The sequence below is a fragment of the Actinomadura verrucosospora genome, assembly GCF_039540335.1.
Taxonomy (GTDB): domain Bacteria; phylum Actinomycetota; class Actinomycetes; order Streptosporangiales; family Streptosporangiaceae; genus Spirillospora; species Spirillospora verrucosospora.
In genome coordinates this window covers 4,967-21,451 of record NZ_BAABEV010000058.1, presented here as the reverse complement: position 1 = coordinate 21,451, position 16,485 = coordinate 4,967, and the positions used below count along the sequence as shown (strand labels likewise).

The window sequence follows — 16,485 nt, the reverse complement described above, 5'->3', positions numbered from 1 at the left end:
CGCTACTTCTTGTTGCGGCGCTGGATGCGCGTCTTCTTCAGAAGCTTGCGGTGCTTCTTCTTGGCCATCCTCTTGCGGCGCTTCTTGATGACAGAGCCCACGGAACCTCGCTCGGAGTCTCGGGTGATGTGCAGGAGACCTGCGTGCCGCCGGAGAGCGAGTCTCGGTAGGCGCGCACGGTCCGAGGCCCCAGGGTACCGCTGCGTGGGTGGAGATCATGCCGCGGCCTGCCCCGCGGCCCGGGGACGACCGGCGCGGACGGCGGCCGGCACCGCGCGTCGCACGGCGCCGGGCACCGTCCCTTCCGGGCGGGCGTGGCCGCCGGCCATCGCCCGTCCGTTCGGTGTCCGGACCGCTCTGCCGGTCCTCGTCCTTCTTCCCCAGCTTCGGGACGGCCCCTCGGGGCCCTCCCGACGCCCCCTGCGCGGCCGGGTGCTGAGTTCGCGGCGGGGTCATGCCCCGCCCCTACCCGTTATCCGGCTTCGATGTACGCGTCGCGCAGGTAATCGTGGACGGCCTGCTCGGGAACCCGGAACGAGCGGCCCACGCGGATCGCGGGGAGCTCGCCCGAGTGGACGAGGCGGTAGACGGTCATCTTGGACACCCGCATCACCGCCGCCACTTCGGCGACGGTCAGGAACCTGACCTCACTGAGAGGTCGCTCGCCTGAGGTCATCGGACGCCCTCTTCCACACGTGCCGCGCACCGGCCCTTCGGGTGACTTTGATCACGCACGTGTACTTCCTCCAGCGTAAATCGCGTACCGGCAGTCGCAAGAGGGGAGTTCCGCACATTTCCGTACCCGACCTGACCCCGGGGATACAGTGCTGATTCCTTACAGAGGGTGGACGCGACGGCACCGCGCGTGTCGCGACGAAAATTTGTCAACCAAAACCACGAAACGACCTTCGGTTCCGCAGCGTCAGATGCCTCTCGGCAAGCCCATGCGCCCCGTTACGGCAACCCTGTCACAGGGCGTGACAGGCGAGCGGTCGCCACCCAGGCGTCCCCACGGAGTAAGCCTCCGGATCGGGGGCTCAGCCGGACGGCCGCAGGCCCGCGCGATCAAGGATGTAGGCGGTCAGGGGCGCGTAGTGGGGCGCGGAGACGCCGTCGTCGAGCGGGACCACCACGTCGATCTTGCCTTCGGCGGCCCCGGCGAACAGGGCCGGGTCGTTACAGTCCGCGAACCCCACGGTGTCGATGCCCGCCTGCCCGGCCGCTCCGGCCCACCCGTGGTCGGCGATGGCCAGATCCGGCCAAATATGTGGTTTAGCTTCCACATTTTCCCCGGACCCGCTAACAGCGAGCTCGCTGAGCATGGCCTCCATCGGGCGCGAGTCGTGCGTGTGGTGCGTGCGGAGGTCCTCGCCCTCCAGCATCGCGACGCCGGGGGCGGCGTAGACGATGCGGCGCAGCTCCGAGCCGCCGTACCCGGCGTCGACCTCGTAGGTCCAGCCGGCCGCGGGCGTCAGCACCCGGCAGCCCGCCTCCTCCAGCGCCCGCGCGACCGCCTGGTACAGCGGCGTCAGCGTGGACGGATGCCCGGTCGCGAGGAGCACGCTCTCCCCGCGCCGGGCCGCGAGGCCGATGCGCTCCCCCATCGCCTCCAGCGTGTCGAGCGTGATCTCGGGATCGATGGTGTCGTCCCCGTACAGGTGCATCGGATCGGGGTGGACGCCGCACCGCTCCACCATCATCTCCAGCACGGACCGCTCCGACCACGAAGGCTTCAGCTCCAGGCCGAACTGGTAGTACGGGTTGCCGTTGGCCATCCGCCGGTAGTGCAGCAGGTTGTTCTGGCGCGGCGTGGCCACGTCGCCGGCGATCATCGTCCGGACGAGGTGGGCGCGCAGCTCGTCCCTGGTCGGCGCCGGGCCTCCGGACGCCGGAGCGGGCCGGTTCACTCGTCGGTCATCGGGTCGAGGCCGTGCTCGGGGAACACCGCGCGGCGCGTCGCCAGGACCGCCTGGTCCACGGGGCTGCCGGGGTCGTACCCGTCCCCCCACCTGCTGATCTCCACCGTCTCCGTCCCGTCCGTCATGCGGCGCGGGGCGATCTCCTCGGTCCGCTGCCGGACGAACTCACGCCAGTCGTCCGGGGTCGCGGTGCCCGGCGGGACGGGGCCGCCCGCCGCCTCGGCGAGCAGGTGCGTCCACGCCCGCGGGACGACCTGCACCAGCTCGTAGCCGCCGCCGCCGGTGAGGACCCACCGGCCGCCGGCCGTCTCGTGCGCCAGCCGGTGCAGCATCGCGTACGCCGTCCGCTGCCCGTCCACGCTGAGGATCAGATGGGCGAGCGGGTCCAGTGCGTGGCCGTCGGCGCCCTGCTGGGTGACGAGGACGTCCGGGCGGAACCGGCGCAGCAGCGGCGGGACGATCGCCTCGAACGCGCGCAGCCACGGCCGGTCGCCGGTGCCGGGCGGGAGCGAGATGTTGACCGAGGTGCCGTCCGCGCCGGTCTCGTCGGGGAAGCCGGTGCCGGGGAACAGCGTCCGCGGCGACTCGTGGAGGCTGATCGTCAGCACGCGCGGGTCGTCGTAGAAGGCGGCCTGGACGCCGTCGCCGTGGTGGACGTCGATGTCGACGTACGCGACGCGCTCGGCCCCGTTCTCCAGGAGCCACGCGATCGCGACGGCCGGGTCGTTGTAGACGCAGAACCCGCTGGCGGCGTCGCTCAGCGCGTGGTGCAGACCGCCCGAGATGTTCGCGGCGTGCTCGGCGCGGCCCGTCCACACCGCCTCGGCGGCGGCCACCGACGCGCCCGCGACCAGGGCGGACGCCTCGTGCATGCCGAGGAACACCGGGTTGTCGGGGGTGCCGAGGCCGTGCCCGAGCTCCGGCAGCCCGGTGGCGCCGGAGTGCTTGACCGCCGCGATGTAGGACTCCTCGTGGACGAGCCGGAGCAGCTTGTCGTCCGCGGCCTCGAACGCCGAGACCCGCACGTTCGGGCGGTCCAGGACGCCGAGCCCGCGGGCGAGCGCCATCGTCAGCTCGACCCGCACGGGGTTCATGGGATGGCCGGGGCCGAAGTCGTAGGAGATGAGCCGCTCGTCCCAGAAGATCTCCAGGCCGCAGTTCTCGGGACCGGCGGACTGGGACGAATCGGAACTGCTCATGACCTCACGGTATCGCGCAGGGCATGTGACCTGGCCCACAGGCTCCCGCCCCGCGACGCCCCGCCCCGAGCCCGCCGCCGCAACATATCTGTGACGTGAGTTACATGCCGGAAACGGGCATACATCCGTCAGGCAGATATCTCCTCCGGGGGGTGCAAATGGACGGCGACCCGAGCGTTCGAAGCCGAGCGATCAGCAACGCGCTCCGTCTGAGCGTCCGCCCGTTCCTGCACTACATGCCCGGCCACGCGACGAGCATCCGCACCGCGCGCTCGACGGTGGACGCCGCGTCCCTGCTGCTGCGGCACAGCCCGAACGTGCGGGTCGAGTCGCTGAACGCCCCCGCGCCCGGGGACGACGGCGGCCTCCCGGTCAGGGGCGAGTGGATCGTTCCGCGCGACGCCGCGGAGGAGAACGCCCCCGGCGCCGTCCTCTACCTGCACGGCGGCGGCTACGTCTTCTGCTCGCCCCGCACCCACCGCCCCATCACCTCGCGGCTCGCGCTCGACACGGGCCTGCCGATCCTCGCCCCCCGGTACCGGCTCGCGCCCGAGCACCCGTTCCCGGCGCCGCTGGAGGACGCCGTCGCCGCCTACCGCTGGCTGCTCGCGCGGGGCGTGCCGGCGTCCGGCATCGTCCTCGCGGGCGACTCGGCGGGCGGGCACCTGTCCGCCGCGCTGACCGGCGAGCTGTGCCGCCAGGGCCTGCCGGGCCCGGCGGGGCTCATGCTGTTCTCCCCGTGGGTCGACCTGACCTGCGAGCTGTCGATGGGCGCGCAGAGCCGCGCCCGCGACCCCTACATCAGCGCGTCGTCGGCGCGCCGGGTCGCCCGCCTCGTCGTCGGTCCGACCGGGTTCGCGGACCCGCGGCTGGCCCTGCTCACCTGCGCCTGGAACGACATGCCGCCCGTCCTCATCCAGGTCGGCGGCGCCGAGGTCCTGCGCACCGAGGCCGAGGCGTTCGCCGACGCCCTGCGCCGCGCCGGCGCCCACTGCGACCTCCAGATCTGGAAGGGGCAGATGCACGTCTTCCAGATCCTGAACCGCGTCCTCCCGGAGGCGAGCGCCGCCATGCGGGACGCCGCCCACTTCGTCCGGACCGTCACGGGCGGGACGGGCAAGCACCCCCGGGCGAGGAAGCGCTCCAAGGCCGCCTAGTCCCGGCGGTCCGGCCGCTTCGCCAGGAGCCCGGCCAGCAGGGCGGCCGCGTGGTCGGCCATGAAGCGCGGGACCCGCGCTCTGAGCAGCGCCCTGTGCAGGGCGGACGCCGGGAGCGGCGTCTCGCTCGGACGTTCGCGCCGTTCATCCATCCGGGCCCCCAGAACTCCAAGATCAAATCGATGGTAGCCGGGTGGCGCCGGCCATGCCGCCGAAATAGTGATCTTTTCCTACGCCCCGCACGGTACTCGTCACGCTCAGTCCGCATCGCGCGGCGTCACTCCGCAGGCTTCTCGCTCGGCGCGCCCTTTCGCTTCCCGCGTTCGCGGCTCCGGGTCAGAAGCGGCCGGCGGGCTCGGGGTCGAGGGTCTCGTCGCCCGCGCGGCGGCCGCGTCCGGCGGTGAGGAAGCCCACCAGCGCGGCCAGCGCCGCGCCGCCCTCGCCGGCGAGGCTGATCGTCTTCTCGAGGTACCAGACGGGTTCGTGCATGTCCGGCAGCGGGCCGAGCGCGCCCGCGTCGACGTAGTGGTAGAGCACGACGGCGCCCGCCGCACTGGCCGCGACGAGGAAGGCGAGCGCGTACGCCCAGCGGGTCGCGTAGGTCAGGACGATCACCGCGACCACCCCGGCGACCGCGGCCTGGAGGCGGAACAGCAGGTCACCGTCGATGGAGCCGCCCCGCACGAAGGCCATGTCGGGCGCGAACTTCCAGTGCACGATCGCGTCGGCCGCCAGCCCGGCGGCGACGATCAGGCGGATAATGAGTCCCATACCTCTTACACGGACGCGGCCGCGGCCCGGCTCAACGCTCCGGGCGATCACGGGGCGCCGTCACGGCGTCAGCCGCTCGCGAGCTCGCGTCCCCGGTTGCGGGCCGCCTCGATGGCCTCCAGGACGGCGGCCCTGACGCCGTGCCGCTCCAGCTCGCGGATCGCCGAGATCGTCGTCCCGCCCGGGGACGTCACGGCCTCGCGCAGCAGCACCGGGTGCTCCCCGGAGTCGCGGAGCATGATCGCGGCGCCGACCGCCGACTGGATGACCATCTCCAGCGCGGCGGCGCGCGGCATGCCGAGCAGGATGCCCGCGTCCACCATCGCCTCGACGAGGTAGTAGAAGTACGCCGGCCCGCTGCCGGACAGGGCGGTGGCGCCGTCCTGGAGCGACTCGGGGATGCGCAGCACCTTGCCGACCGGCGACAGCAGCTCCTCGGCCAGCTTCAGGTGCTCCTCGCCCGCGTGCGACCCGGGCGAGATGACGCTCATCGCCTCGTCCACGTGGACGGGCGTGTTCGACATGACGCGGACGACCGGCACCCCCTCCGGCAGCCGCGCCTCGACGAACCCCGTCGTGATGCCCGCCGCCATCGAGATCACCAGCCGGCCGGGCGGCACGTGCCGGCCGACCTCGTCCAGCAGGGCCCCCATGTCCTGCGGCTTCACCGCGAGGACCAGGGTCTCGGCCGTCGCGGCGGCCTCCGCGTTCGGCACGACCTCGACGCCGTAGCGCTCCCGCAGCAGCGCCCCCCGCTCCTCCCGGCGCGCGGTGGCGATCAGCTCGGACGGGCGGCGGCCGGCCCGGAGCACTCCGGACAGCAGCGCCTCGCCCATCTTCCCGGCACCCAGAATCGCGATCATCGACATACCTTGACGTGGGGTTCCAAACGACCGGTCCAGCCTATCGCCGGGCCGGTCGGCGCCGCCCGGCGACCGGCCGCGGGGCCGCTCCCGGGTCCGCCCTAGGACCGCCCCATGAGGGAGCGCATGAAGAAGCGCAGGTTGGCGGGCCGCTCGGCGAGCCGCCGCATGAAGTACTGGTACCACTCGCGGCCGTAGGCGACGTAGACGCGGACCTGCGCGCCCTCCGCGGCGAGGCGCCGCTGCTCCTGCGGGCGGATCCCGTAGAGCATCTGGTACTCGAAGGTGTCGTCGTCGCGGTCGTACAGCACCGCCAGCGCACCGGCGACCTCGATGAGCCGGGGGTCGTGCGTGGCCAGCATCGGGTACCCCTTGCCTGCCATCAGCACCTTCATGCACCGCACGTACGACCTGTCGACCTCCTCCTTGTCGGTGAAGGCGACCGCAGCGGGCGCCGCGTAGGCGCCCTTGCACAGCCTTACCCGCGACCCCTCGTAGGCCAGTTCCGCGCAGTGTTCCTCTGCCCGACGCAGATACGCCTGGACGACCGCTCCCACGTCCGGGTAGTCCCGCCGCAGTTCGTGGACGGCTCGCAGCGTCGTGTCGACGGCCGTGTACTCCTCCATGTCGAGGGTGACCGTCGTGCCGGCCGAGCGGGCGGCGGCGCACACCCGCCGCGCGTTCTCCAGGGCGAGTGCTTCGTCGAAGGTCCGCCCGATGGCCGACAGCTTGAGCGACACCTCGGCGCGCGTCCCGAGCCCGGCGGCGCCCAGCCGTCCCAGAAGCTCGACATAGTGCGCGGCGTTCGCCTCGGCGCGGCCCTCGTCGTGCGTGTCCTCGCCGAGGACGTCCAGGCTGACGAGCAGGCCCTCGCCGGTCAGCCCGGCGGTGACGCGCAGGGCGTCGTCGATCGTCTCACCGGCGACGAAGCGGCGGACCACGTCGCCGGTGAACGGCGCGGTCTCCACCACTCTGCGCGCGCCTCCGCTGCGCGACGCGACCAGCAACGCCTGACGAAGCACTGTGCGAACCCCTCGTTCCCTGGGCCTACCGTCCCAGGTTATGCCGCCGGGGCTCCGGGCTCACGACACGGTGCCGAGGCTGTTCCCGGCGCCGTACTGCTGTACGTACTCCTTCATCCGCGCGGTCTTGACCGCCTCGAAGAGGGCCTTCGCCTTCGCCCCGTCCAGGAACACGACGCTCTGCCGCTTGCGCATGCCGGTGCCCTTGTGCGGAAGCGTCATGAACATCACGTCGGACGCGCGGACGCTGCGCATGCTGAGCGCCAGCGAGCGCAGGTCGCCCGCCGACACCCCCTCGTCCACGCTGATCGACTTGGTGAGCGCCGACAGGAACCGGTCGAGCTTGAGCGGGTTGGTGAGCGTGCCCCGGTCGGCGGCCTGCTTGGCGAGCGCGCCGAGGAACGCCTGCTGCCGCTTGATCCGGTCGAAGTCGCCGTTCGGCAGGTTGTAGCGCTGCCGGACGAAAAGCAGCGCGTCCTCGCCGTTCAGCTTCTGCCGTCCCGCCTCCCAGCGCTTCTTGCGCGCCGGGTCGTACACGCCCTGCTTGATGTTGACCGTGACGCCGCCGAGCGCGTCCGTCATCGACTTGAAGCCCTCGAAGTCGATCGCCCCGTAGTGGTCGATGCGGATGCCGGTGAGGTTCTCCATGGTCTCGATCAGCAGCTTCGGCCCGCCGAACGAGAACGCCGCGTTGATCTTCTGCGGCCCGTAGCCGGGGATCTCCACCCACGAGTCGCGCGGGAAGGAGACGATGTAGGCCTTCTTCCGGTCCGCCGGCAGGTGGAGCAGCATGATCGTGTCGGTGCGCTGCTGCCCCGGCTTCCAGACCTGGTTGCCCTCGCCGGTCGTCGCGTCGGCCCGCGAGTCCGAGCCGACGAGCAGCCAGTTCTCCGTCCCCTCGACGTTCGCGCCCGGGCGGTTCGGGGAGTCGTCCGGCATCACGCCCTTGAGCCGGTCGATGTTGCCGTTGTAGGACGACTGCCGCTGCCACGCCAGCCCGCCGAGCCCGGCCACGACCAGCGCCACGAACACCCCGACCGCGATCAGGACGCGGGGCCACCGCCGCCTGCGCCGCGTCTCGCCGCCGCCGTCCGGGCCGCCGCCCCAGAACGCGGCGTCGGCGTCCGGCTCCGGGGCCTGCGGTGCCCCCGGCGCCCCGGGCCCCGGGGGCTCGGGCGCCCCCTCGTCGGGCCTCGGGGGCACCGGAGAGCCGTGAAGATCTGGGGAGGTCATGGCGCGAAGCTACCAGCAGCACCCGGCAGGGATGGCCGACTTCGGCCCACCTGTCCGGTTGCGGCGCAACGGGGCGTCCGTGTAAACCCGGCTCCCCGTTCGCGGGTCGCTCACCCGCTCCGGCGGCGGAGCGTGACCGCCCCGAGCAGCAGGGCGACCACCACGAAGCCGGCGATCACGGAGACGTCCAGAGCCAGCGTGCCGGTGAAGTCGGGGCTGGAGCTGATCTCCTGCATGCCCTCGACCGCGTAGGACAGCGGCAGCACGTCCGCGATCGCCTGCAGCCAGGACGCCATGTCCGCGCGCGGGACGATCAGGCCGCAGAGCAGCAGCTGCGGCAGGACGAACGCCGGCATGAACTGGACGGCCTGGAACTCGGTCCGGGCGAACGCGCTGGCGAACAGCCCGAGGGCCATGCCGAGCAGCGCGTCCAGCAGGGAGACCAGGACCAGGGACGCCAGCGAGCCGCTCAGGTCGAGGCCGAGCCACGTCAGCGAGACGGCCAGCACCACGGCGACCTGGACGAGCGCCAGCAGGCCGAAGGCCAGCGCGTAGCCGAGCAGCAGGTCGAGCTTGCCGAGCGGCATCGTCATCAGCCGTTCGAGGGTGCCGCCGGTGCGCTCGCGGAGGGTGGCGACGCTGGCCACGACGAACATGACGATGAAGGGGAACAGGCCGAGCAGCATGGGCCCGATCCGGTCGAACACCATCGGCTGGTCGAACACGTACCGCAGCAGGACCATCAGCAGCGTCGGCACGCCGATCAGCAGGGCGAGCGTGCGGTGGTCGTGCTTGAGCTGCGCCAGGATGCGCCGCATCGTGGCGAAGGTGATCGCGGTGCTCATGACGGGCTCCCGGCCCTCTCGTGGATCAGGTGGAGGAACGCCTCTTCGAGGTCGGCGGCGCCGGTGCGCGAGCGCAGGCCGTCCGGGGTGCCGTCGGCGAGGACCGCGCCCTCGCGCATCAGCAGCAGCCGGTCGGTGCGCCCCGCCTCGTCCATGACGTGGCTGGACACGACCAGCGTGGCGCCCCGTTCGGCGAGCTCGCGGAACAGCTCCCACAGCTCCTGCCGCAGCACCGGGTCGAGCCCCACGGTCGGCTCGTCCAGGACGAGCAGCTCGGGCGCGCCGAGCAGCGCCGCGGCGAGGTTGACGCGGCTGAGCTGCCCGCCCGACAGCGTCGCCGCCGTCTGGTCGCGGCTGCGGCCGAGCCCGACCTCGTCGATGACGCGGGCCACGTCCGAGCGCGGGGCGCGCAACACGGACGCGAAGTAGCGCAGGTTCTCGGCGACGGTCAGGTCGGCGTAGACGGCCGGCCTCTGCGTCGCGTACCCGACGCGGCGCCGCAGGCCGGGCGACCCGGCGGGCTCGCCGAGCACGGTCACCGCGCCGCTCCGCACGATCTGAACGCCGACGAGCGCCCGCATCAGGGTCGTCTTGCCGCAGCCGCTCGGGCCCAGCAGCCCCACGATCGAACCGCGCGGGACGTCGAAGGTGATCCCGTGCAGCACCTCCCGGCCGCCCCGGTCGACCCGCAGGTCGCGCACCCGCACCGCGGGCTCGGACGCGCCGCCCGCCGGACTAGAACTCATCATGTGTTGAATTTAGGCCGGTGCGAGACCGCGGTCAAGGGGCCGAAGGCCCCACAGGAAAGGGGAGGACCCGCCCGGGACGCGGGGGCGGAGAGGGATGAGGCCTCAGGAGGTGAGGTAGCGCTGGAGGGTCGGGGCCACCAGCTCGATCAGCTCGTCCTCGGAGGCGGAGGCCAGCGGCTCGACGCGCAGGACGTGGCGCAGGACCATCAGGCCGATCATCTGGCCCGCGGCCGCCTGGATGCCGAGCGGCGACGCCTCGGTGGCCTGCGAGGCCCGCCCGAACAGCGCGGACGCGACGAACTCGCGCAGCAGCGCGGCCGCCCGCTCGTTCGTCATCGCCGAGCGGATCATCGCGAGCAGCGGGGCGCGGCGCTCGTCGTCCTCCCAGACGTGCAGGAAGGTGCGGATCAGCCCCTCGCCGAGTCGGTCGGGAGGGAACGACATGATGCGCGGCAGCAGGACCGACGGGTCCACCGGGAAGCGCATCGCCTCGACGAACACGCCCTCCTTGTTGCCGAAGAAGTGGTGCACGAGCGCGGGGTCGACCTCCGCGGCGCGGGCGATGGCTCGCAGCGACGCGCCGTCGTAGCCCTTCTCGGCGAACAGGTCCCGCGCCGCGGCCAGGATCTTCTCGCGCGTCTCCGTCGGGCCGGGCCTGCGCCCCGGGCCCCGCCCCCGCGTCCGGCCCCGGGGGTCGCTCACCGGCGCACGCCCCGGCGGGTGATCTCCCCGGCCGAGGTGACCTCCCAGGTGTGGGCGGCGGCGGCCAGGTGCAGGCGCGCGAACGCGAGGGCCTCGGCGAGGTCCTCCATCCGCTCGATCCGGCTGGACGCGCGCCGCGTGTTGACCTCCAGGACGATGTGCCCCTTGAACCCGCCCTCGGCGAGGTTCTCCAGCATCGTCCCGCACGGCTGGTTGCCCCGGCCGGGAACGAGATGCTCGTCCTTGTTCGTGATGCCGACCCCGTCGGCGAGGTGGATGTGGCGCAGACGGTCGCCCAGGCTCCCCGCCATGTCGATGGCGTCCGACCCCGAGACGGCGGTGTGCGACAGGTCGAGGGTCACGTGCGGGTAGTCCTGGTCGACGGGGTTCCAGTCGGGCAGGTACATGCCCGCCTCGGCGCCGCGCGCCTTGAGCGGGAACATGTTCTCGACCGCGAACAGCACGTCCGTCTCGTCCTGCATGCGGGCGAGGCCCTCGACGAACTCCTTCGCGTAGTCGCGCTGCCAGCGGAACGGCGGGTGCACGACGACGACCTCGGCGCCCAGTTCCTCGGCGACGTCCTTGGAGCGCACCAGCTTGCCCCAGGGGTCGCGCCCCCAGACCCGCTGGGTGAGCAGAAGGCACGGCGCGTGGATCGACTTGATGGGGACCTGGTGGTAGTCCGACAGCCGGCGCAGGACGTTCAGGTCCTGCGACGAGGCGTCCGTCGAGACCATGACCTCGATGCCGTCGTAGCCCAGCAGCGAGGCGATCTCGAAGGCGCTCGGGACCTTCTCCGGGTACACCGACGCTGTGGAGAGCGTGATCGGCGCGTCCGGTACGCGGAGCGCCGGTGAAGGGGCGCCGTTGTGCTGCGGGGCCAAGGCTTCCTCGCCATGAATGATCGCTCGGCTGTGTCGTAGAAGAGAGCCTATGCCGCCGCGGCCGTGATGAAACACTCGCCGGGAGTGATCTCCCTTGCTCCGCCCGCGGCGCGGCTACCCTCTGTCTCCGTGGCCGAGATCGCGCGGGGCGCCGTGCCCAGCCCCAACATCTGGAACTCTCCCCAGGTCTACGAGCTGGAGAACCGCGCCGTCGACCCCGACGGCGTGCTGGCCGGCGCCATGCGCGCGATCCGCCCCTGGGACGGCGCCGACGTCCTCGACGTCGGCTGCGGCACCGGCTTCCACCTGCCGTTCTTCGCCGAGGACGCGCGCCGGGTGATCGGCGTGGAGCCGCACGCCGGCCTCGCCTCGGCCGCGGCGCGCCGCACGCGGGACCTTCCCAACGTCACCGTGCGCACGGGCACCGCGCAGGCGCTGCCGCTCCCGGACGCGTCCGTCGACGTCGCCCACGCGCGGTGGGCCTACTTCTTCGGCCCCGGATGCGAGCCGGGCCTCGCCGAACTGGACCGGGTCGTCCGGCGGGGCGGCGCGATCCTCATCATCGACAACGACGCCACCCGCTCCACGTTCGGCCGCTGGTTCCAGCGGAGCCTGCCGAAGTACGACCCCGGCGCCGTCGAGCGGTTCTGGACGCGGCGCGGCTTCCACCGGGAGCCGCTGACGATCCGGTGGGCGTTCCAGAGCCGCGAGGACCTGGCCGCCGTCCTGCGGATCGAGTTCCCCCGCGATCTCGCCGACGCCTGCCTGCGCGAACTCCCCGGCCTGGAGGTGGACTATGCCGTGAATTTGTGGTGGCGTTGCCCCTGAGTTACCAGTCGGTTGGGAATTCGGGAGGAACGCACCATGGGTCGCGCCGCCACGAGCCGAGTCACCGCCGGGAGGGCGCTCGGCGGTCTCCTCGCCGCCACCGCCCTCGGCGCGGCCGGCGCCGGCGCCGGGCTGGTCGCCCAGCGCCGCGCCATGCGCCGCCTGCAGCTGCGCCCCGACCCGTTCGCGGGCGAGCCGTTCGGGTCGCTGCGCGGACGCCCCCTGCCCGTCCGCGCCGACGACGGCACCCGCCTCTACGCGGAGATCGACGGCGAGGACCGCACCGACCTCGCCGTCGTGTTCTGCCACGGCTGGACGCTCACCCAGGACTCCTGGCACTTCCAGCGCAAGGCCCTGCGCGGCCTCGGCCGCCTCGTCTTCTGGGACCACCGCGGCCACGGCCGCTCCGACGGCGGCGCGCGCGACGGCTACGCCGTCCCCCGCCTGGCCCGCGACCTCGGCGCCGTCATCGAGGCGACCGTCCCCGCCGACACCCCCGTCGTCCTGGTCGGCCACTCGATGGGCGGCATGACCATCATGCGGTACGCCGACGAGAACCCCGAGCTTGTCGGACGCAAGATCCTCGCGGCCGGGCTGCTGTGCACGTCGTCCGGCGGCCTCGGCGAGGTCACGCTCGGCATGCCCGCGCTCATCGCGCGCACCACCCACCGCCTCATGCCCGCCGCCCTCGGCGCGCTCGGCGCCGGCTCGGGCGTCGTCGAGCGCGTCCGCCACCTCGGCCGCGACGCCGCCGCCCTCGTCGAGGACCTGGTCGCCTTCGGCCCGGACGCCAGCCCCGCCGCGGTCGCCTTCGCCGAGCAGATGATGACCGACACCCGCATGGACGCCTTCGTCGACTTCTTCCGCTCCATGATCACCACCGAGGTGATCAGCGAGTGCGCGTCCCTCGGCGGCGCCGACACCCTGGTCATCGGCGCGGAGAACGACATGCTCACCCCGGTCGAGCACAGCCTGAAGATCGCCTCCTGCGTTCCGTCCGGGCGGCTGGAGGTCGTCCCCGGCGCCGGGCACATGGCCATGCTCGAACGCCCGAGCATCGTGTCCGACCACCTCGGCGACCTCATCGAACGGGCCCGCAAGGAAAGCTGAGCCCCCTCATCCCGCGTGCGGGATGAATACTGTCGGTGCCCGGCCCTACGCTTCCGCGCATGGCGAAGGCGAAGACGGCCAAGGCCGCCTACCGGTGCTCGGAATGCGGATGGCAGACCTCCAAGTGGGTCGGGCGCTGCGGCGAGTGCCAGACATGGGGAACGGTCACCGAGGCCGCGTCGGCGACCCCGGCCCGGGTCGTGTCGGCCGGGCCGGTCAGCTCACCGGCCCGCCCGATCGGGCAGGTCGACGTGCGGTCCGCGCAGACGCGCCCCACCGGCCTGGACGAACTCGACCGCGTCCTCGGCGGCGGCATCGTGCCCGGAGCCGTCCTGCTGCTGGCGGGCGAGCCCGGCATCGGCAAGTCGACGCTGCTGCTGGAGGTCGCCGCCCTGGCCTCGACGGCGGACGCGGCGGGCTCCGAAGGCGGCAACGTCCTGTACGTCACGGGGGAGGAGTCGGCCGAGCAGGTCCGGCTGCGCGCCGACCGCGTCGGCGCGATCACCGACCGGCTGTACCTGGCGGCCGAGACCGAGCTGTCCGCCATCCTCGGCCACATCGAGTCGGTCGATCCCGGGCTGCTCGTCGTCGACTCCATCCAGACGATCGGCACCTCCGAGGCCGACGGCGCGCCCGGCGGCGTCACCCAGGTCCGCGAGGTCGCCGCCAACCTGATCAGGGTCGCCAAGGAGCGCGGCATGACCGTCGTGCTGGTCGGCCACGTCACCAAGGAGGGCTCGATCGCCGGGCCGCGCCTCCTGGAGCACCTGGTCGACGTCGTCCTGTACTTCGAGGGCGACCGGCACTCCCGGCTCCGCATGATCCGCGCCATGAAGAACCGGTACGGCCCCACCGACGAGCTCGGCTGCTTCGACCTGTCCGAGGTCGGCATCGTCGGGCTGCCCGACCCGAGCGGCCTGTTCCTCACCCGCCGCGAGGAGGCCGTCCCCGGAACCTGCGTCACCGTCACCCTCGAAGGGCGCCGCCCCCTCGTCGCCGAGGTGCAGTCCCTCGTCGCCAAGTCGCACCTGCCCGCGCCGCGGCGCGCCACCTCCGGGCTCGACACCTCCCGCGTCGCGATGGTCCTCGCCGTCCTCGCGCAGCGCTGCAAGATCTCCATGCACGAGCAGGACGTGTACGTCTCGACCGTCGGCGGCGTCCGGCTCGCCGAGACCTCCGTCGACCTGGCCCTCGGCCTCGCCGTCGCGGGCTCCACCGTCGAGCAGGCCCTTTCCACGAGCCTCATCGCGCTCGGCGAGGTGGGCCTCGCCGGGGAGGTCCGCATCGTGCCCGGCGTCCAGCGGCGGCTGGCCGAGGCGGCCCGGCTCGGGTTCAAGTACGCCGTCATCCCGCGCGGCTCCCTCGAACTGGCCGACGGGCCCCTCAAACGCGCCGACCCGCAGCTCAGCAGCTACGAGGGCATGAAGGTCATGGAGGTCGACAGCCTCCAGCAGGCGCTGCAGGTCGCGTTTACCGCTCCCTGACAGGCGTCCCGCCAGAGTATTACTTCACACAACGCACGCTTGCGACCTGGGGAGGAACCAGCGCGCGGCCCGCCTCGGTAAACTGGCGCCGTCCAGCGACCTCCGGGGGCCAGGTGCCATCACACGACAAGGGTCATGACGAACGACGCCGCGCCACACTGGCCGCGGTGGCTCCCGGCACCCAGATCCGGGACGGACTGGAGCGCATCCTGCGGGGCCACACCGGCGGCCTGATCGTGCTCGGCTACGACAAGCCCGTCGCGGAGCTGTGCACGGGCGGCTTCGAGCTCGACGTCGAGTTCTCCGCCACGCGGCTGCGCGAGCTCGCCAAGATGGACGGCGCGATCGTCCTCGACGACAGCCACACCCGCATCGTCCGCGCCGCCGTCCACCTCGTGCCGGACTCCACCCTCCCCACCGAGGAGTCGGGGACCCGCCACCGCACCGCGGAGCGCGTCGCCCGCCAGACCGGCCTGCCGGTCATCTCGGTGAGCCAGTCGATGCACATCATCGCGCTCTACCTCGACGGCATCCGCTACGTCCTGGAGGACTCGGCGGCCATCCTCTCCAAGGCCAACCAGGCCCTGGCGACGCTCGAACGCTACAAGCTGCGCCTCGACGAGGTGTCCGGCACGCTGTCGGCCCTGGAGATCGAGGACCTCGTCACCGTCCGCGACGTCAGCGCCGTCGTCCAGCGCCTGGAGATGGTGCGCCGCATCGCCGACGAGATCGAGGGCTACGTCGTCGAGCTCGGCACCGACGGCCGCCTGCTGTCCCTCCAGCTCGACGAGCTGGTCTCCGGCGTGGACGTCGACCGGCAGCTGATCGTCCGCGACTACCCGTCCGACGACACCCGCACCCGCGGCGTGGACGCCATCCTGTCGTCCCTCGACACCCTGTCGGCCAACGAGCTCCTCGACCTGTCCACGGTCGCCGAGGTCATGGGCTTCGCCGGCCCGGACGCCCTCGACCTGCCCGTCAGCCCCAAGGGCTTCCGGCTGCTCGCCAAGGTCCCGCGCCTGCCGAGCATGGTCGTCGAACGCCTCGTCGAGCACTTCGGCGGCCTGCAGAAACTCCTGGCCGCCAGCATCGACGACCTCCAGGCGGTCGGCGGCGTAGGCGAGTCCCGCGCCCGCAGCGTCCGCGAGGGCCTCTCCCGCCTCGCCGAATCGTCCATCCTCGAACGCTACGTCTAGGGCCTGCCTCGAAGTGGCCCTCGGCCGCACGCGCGAACGCGTGCCCTGGCCGATGGAGCGAAGTCGGCGGCGAGTGGAGCCGGGCAGACCGCGAAGCGATGCCGCGTTCGCCCAGGCCCGGTCACGTAGCGAGCCGCAAGGCGAGCGAAGAGGGCCGAGGCAGCAGCACCGCCCACCGCAGGCAGCGGGCGGCCACCACAGTCAGCGGGCCCAGGCAGTGCAGGCCCTGGATCGGCGGACCTGAAGATTCGTTGCGCCCTTCACAACGGGCCAGCGCAGCCACGACATTCGGCAACTCCGGCCGCGCAACCCGAGGCACCCCTGGCGACGGGACGGCGCGCAGGCGGCGGGCAAGGGCCAGCGCAGGCGGAGCGAGTTGCGGCCACCACAAGCAGAGCGAGTTGCGGCCACCACAAGCAGAGCGAGTTGCGGCCACCACAAGCAGAGCGAGTTGCGGCCACCACAAGCAGAGCGAGTTGCGGCCACCACAAGCAGAGCGAGTTGCGGCCACCACAAGCAGAGC

The 16,485-nt window shown here is 72.5% G+C and carries 18 protein-coding genes; 5 read left to right on the top strand and 13 right to left on the bottom strand.

Annotated features, from left to right (window positions below; translation table 11 throughout):
- Positions 1-2: 2 nt before the first annotated feature.
- The 4 genes from ABD944_RS37995 to ABD944_RS37980 form a co-directional block, all read right to left on the bottom strand.
- A complete protein-coding gene (locus ABD944_RS37995) occupies positions 3-101 on the bottom strand; it encodes a 30S ribosomal protein bS22 (RefSeq protein ID WP_018654693.1) in 99 nt (32 codons plus the stop codon).
- A gap of 371 nt (positions 102-472) precedes the next feature.
- Entirely contained in the window at positions 473-676 is a 204-nt protein-coding gene (locus ABD944_RS37990; protein ID WP_021591693.1) for a helix-turn-helix domain-containing protein, read from the bottom strand.
- A 361-nt stretch (positions 677-1,037) separates the two neighbouring features.
- Entirely contained in the window at positions 1,038-1,907 is an 870-nt protein-coding gene (locus tag ABD944_RS37985; RefSeq protein WP_345185758.1) for a phosphatase, read from the bottom strand.
- Positions 1,904-3,118, bottom strand: coding sequence for an acetoin utilization protein AcuC (locus ABD944_RS37980; protein WP_345185756.1), 1,215 nt, complete (start codon positions 3,116-3,118; stop codon positions 1,904-1,906). Before ABD944_RS37980 ends, ABD944_RS37985 begins: the two co-directional genes overlap by 4 nt.
- A 158-nt stretch (positions 3,119-3,276) precedes the next feature.
- Here ABD944_RS37980 and ABD944_RS37975 point away from each other — a divergent pair, with 158 nt between their 5' ends.
- Positions 3,277-4,275: an alpha/beta hydrolase gene (locus ABD944_RS37975; protein ID WP_345185753.1), complete on the top strand. Its 999-nt coding sequence runs from the start codon at positions 3,277-3,279 to the stop codon at positions 4,273-4,275.
- On the opposite strand, the gene ABD944_RS37970 is transcribed toward ABD944_RS37975, so the two are convergent.
- The 9 genes from ABD944_RS37970 to ABD944_RS37930 all read right to left on the bottom strand — a co-directional run bounded on the left by ABD944_RS37970 (position 4,272) and on the right by ABD944_RS37930 (position 11,344).
- The gene (locus tag ABD944_RS37970; protein WP_345185750.1) at positions 4,272-4,427 is read right to left on the bottom strand and encodes a hypothetical protein; all 156 of its coding nucleotides are present in this window, start codon (positions 4,425-4,427) and stop codon (positions 4,272-4,274) included. The genes ABD944_RS37975 and ABD944_RS37970 overlap by 4 nt on opposite strands.
- A 184-nt stretch (positions 4,428-4,611) precedes the next feature.
- On the bottom strand, positions 4,612-5,046 hold the full coding sequence (locus ABD944_RS37965; protein WP_345185747.1) for a hypothetical protein: 435 nt from the start codon (positions 5,044-5,046) through the stop codon (positions 4,612-4,614).
- Positions 5,047-5,114: 68 nt separating this feature from the next.
- On the bottom strand, positions 5,115-5,909 hold the full coding sequence (proC, locus tag ABD944_RS37960) for a pyrroline-5-carboxylate reductase (protein WP_345185744.1): 795 nt from the start codon (positions 5,907-5,909) through the stop codon (positions 5,115-5,117).
- Between the two features lie 101 nt (positions 5,910-6,010).
- Positions 6,011-6,931 carry a proline dehydrogenase family protein gene (locus ABD944_RS37955; protein ID WP_345185741.1) on the bottom strand — a complete coding sequence of 307 codons (921 nt, stop codon included), beginning with the start codon at positions 6,929-6,931 and terminating at the stop codon, positions 6,011-6,013.
- A 60-nt stretch (positions 6,932-6,991) separates the two neighbouring features.
- Positions 6,992-8,164, bottom strand: coding sequence for an LCP family protein (locus ABD944_RS37950; protein WP_345185738.1), 1,173 nt, complete (start codon positions 8,162-8,164; stop codon positions 6,992-6,994).
- A gap of 110 nt (positions 8,165-8,274) precedes the next feature.
- Positions 8,275-9,009 carry an ABC transporter permease gene (locus ABD944_RS37945; protein ID WP_345185736.1) on the bottom strand — a complete coding sequence of 245 codons (735 nt, stop codon included), beginning with the start codon at positions 9,007-9,009 and terminating at the stop codon, positions 8,275-8,277.
- On the bottom strand, positions 9,006-9,758 hold the full coding sequence (locus ABD944_RS37940) for an ABC transporter ATP-binding protein (RefSeq protein ID WP_345185733.1): 753 nt from the start codon (positions 9,756-9,758) through the stop codon (positions 9,006-9,008). Before ABD944_RS37940 ends, ABD944_RS37945 begins: the two co-directional genes overlap by 4 nt.
- A 102-nt stretch (positions 9,759-9,860) precedes the next feature.
- Entirely contained in the window at positions 9,861-10,460 is a 600-nt protein-coding gene (locus tag ABD944_RS37935) for a TetR/AcrR family transcriptional regulator (RefSeq protein WP_345185730.1), read from the bottom strand.
- A complete protein-coding gene (locus tag ABD944_RS37930; protein ID WP_345185728.1) occupies positions 10,457-11,344 on the bottom strand; it encodes a sugar phosphate isomerase/epimerase family protein in 888 nt (295 codons plus the stop codon). The genes ABD944_RS37935 and ABD944_RS37930 overlap by 4 nt, the downstream gene beginning before the upstream one ends.
- Positions 11,345-11,473: 129 nt before the next feature.
- Between ABD944_RS37930 and ABD944_RS37925 the strand changes: the two genes are divergently transcribed.
- The 4 genes from ABD944_RS37925 to disA all read left to right on the top strand — a co-directional run bounded on the left by ABD944_RS37925 (position 11,474) and on the right by disA (position 15,962).
- Positions 11,474-12,172 (top strand): class I SAM-dependent methyltransferase, encoded by a 699-nt coding sequence (locus tag ABD944_RS37925; RefSeq protein WP_345185725.1) that lies wholly within the window; start codon positions 11,474-11,476, stop codon positions 12,170-12,172.
- 36 nt (positions 12,173-12,208) lie between these two features.
- Positions 12,209-13,282, top strand: coding sequence for an alpha/beta fold hydrolase (locus ABD944_RS37920; protein WP_345185722.1), 1,074 nt, complete (start codon positions 12,209-12,211; stop codon positions 13,280-13,282).
- 59 nt (positions 13,283-13,341) lie between these two features.
- Positions 13,342-14,766, top strand: coding sequence for a DNA repair protein RadA (gene radA / locus ABD944_RS37915; RefSeq protein ID WP_345185719.1), 1,425 nt, complete (start codon positions 13,342-13,344; stop codon positions 14,764-14,766).
- A gap of 113 nt (positions 14,767-14,879) precedes the next feature.
- Complete coding sequence (gene disA, locus ABD944_RS37910) at positions 14,880-15,962, top strand: DNA integrity scanning diadenylate cyclase DisA (RefSeq protein WP_179845771.1); 1,083 nt, start codon at positions 14,880-14,882, stop codon at positions 15,960-15,962.
- Positions 15,963-16,485: the final 523 nt, after the last annotated feature.

Coding starts and splice junctions, on each gene's coding strand:
- proC (WP_345185744.1), bottom strand. CDS start 5,909: ATGATCGCGATTCTGGGTGCCGGGAAGATGGGCGAGGCGCTGCTGTCC.
- ABD944_RS37980 (WP_345185756.1), bottom strand. CDS start 3,118: ATGAGCAGTTCCGATTCGTCCCAGTCCGCCGGTCCCGAGAACTGCGGC.
- ABD944_RS37965 (WP_345185747.1), bottom strand. CDS start 5,046: ATGGGACTCATTATCCGCCTGATCGTCGCCGCCGGGCTGGCGGCCGAC.
- ABD944_RS37945 (WP_345185736.1), bottom strand. CDS start 9,009: ATGAGCACCGCGATCACCTTCGCCACGATGCGGCGCATCCTGGCGCAG.
- radA (WP_345185719.1), top strand. CDS start 13,342: ATGGCGAAGGCGAAGACGGCCAAGGCCGCCTACCGGTGCTCGGAATGC.
- ABD944_RS37940 (WP_345185733.1), bottom strand. CDS start 9,758: ATGATGAGTTCTAGTCCGGCGGGCGGCGCGTCCGAGCCCGCGGTGCGG.
- ABD944_RS37920 (WP_345185722.1), top strand. CDS start 12,209: ATGGGTCGCGCCGCCACGAGCCGAGTCACCGCCGGGAGGGCGCTCGGC.
- ABD944_RS37990 (WP_021591693.1), bottom strand. CDS start 676: ATGACCTCAGGCGAGCGACCTCTCAGTGAGGTCAGGTTCCTGACCGTC.
- ABD944_RS37970 (WP_345185750.1), bottom strand. CDS start 4,427: ATGGATGAACGGCGCGAACGTCCGAGCGAGACGCCGCTCCCGGCGTCC.
- ABD944_RS37950 (WP_345185738.1), bottom strand. CDS start 8,164: ATGACCTCCCCAGATCTTCACGGCTCTCCGGTGCCCCCGAGGCCCGAC.
- ABD944_RS37975 (WP_345185753.1), top strand. CDS start 3,277: ATGGACGGCGACCCGAGCGTTCGAAGCCGAGCGATCAGCAACGCGCTC.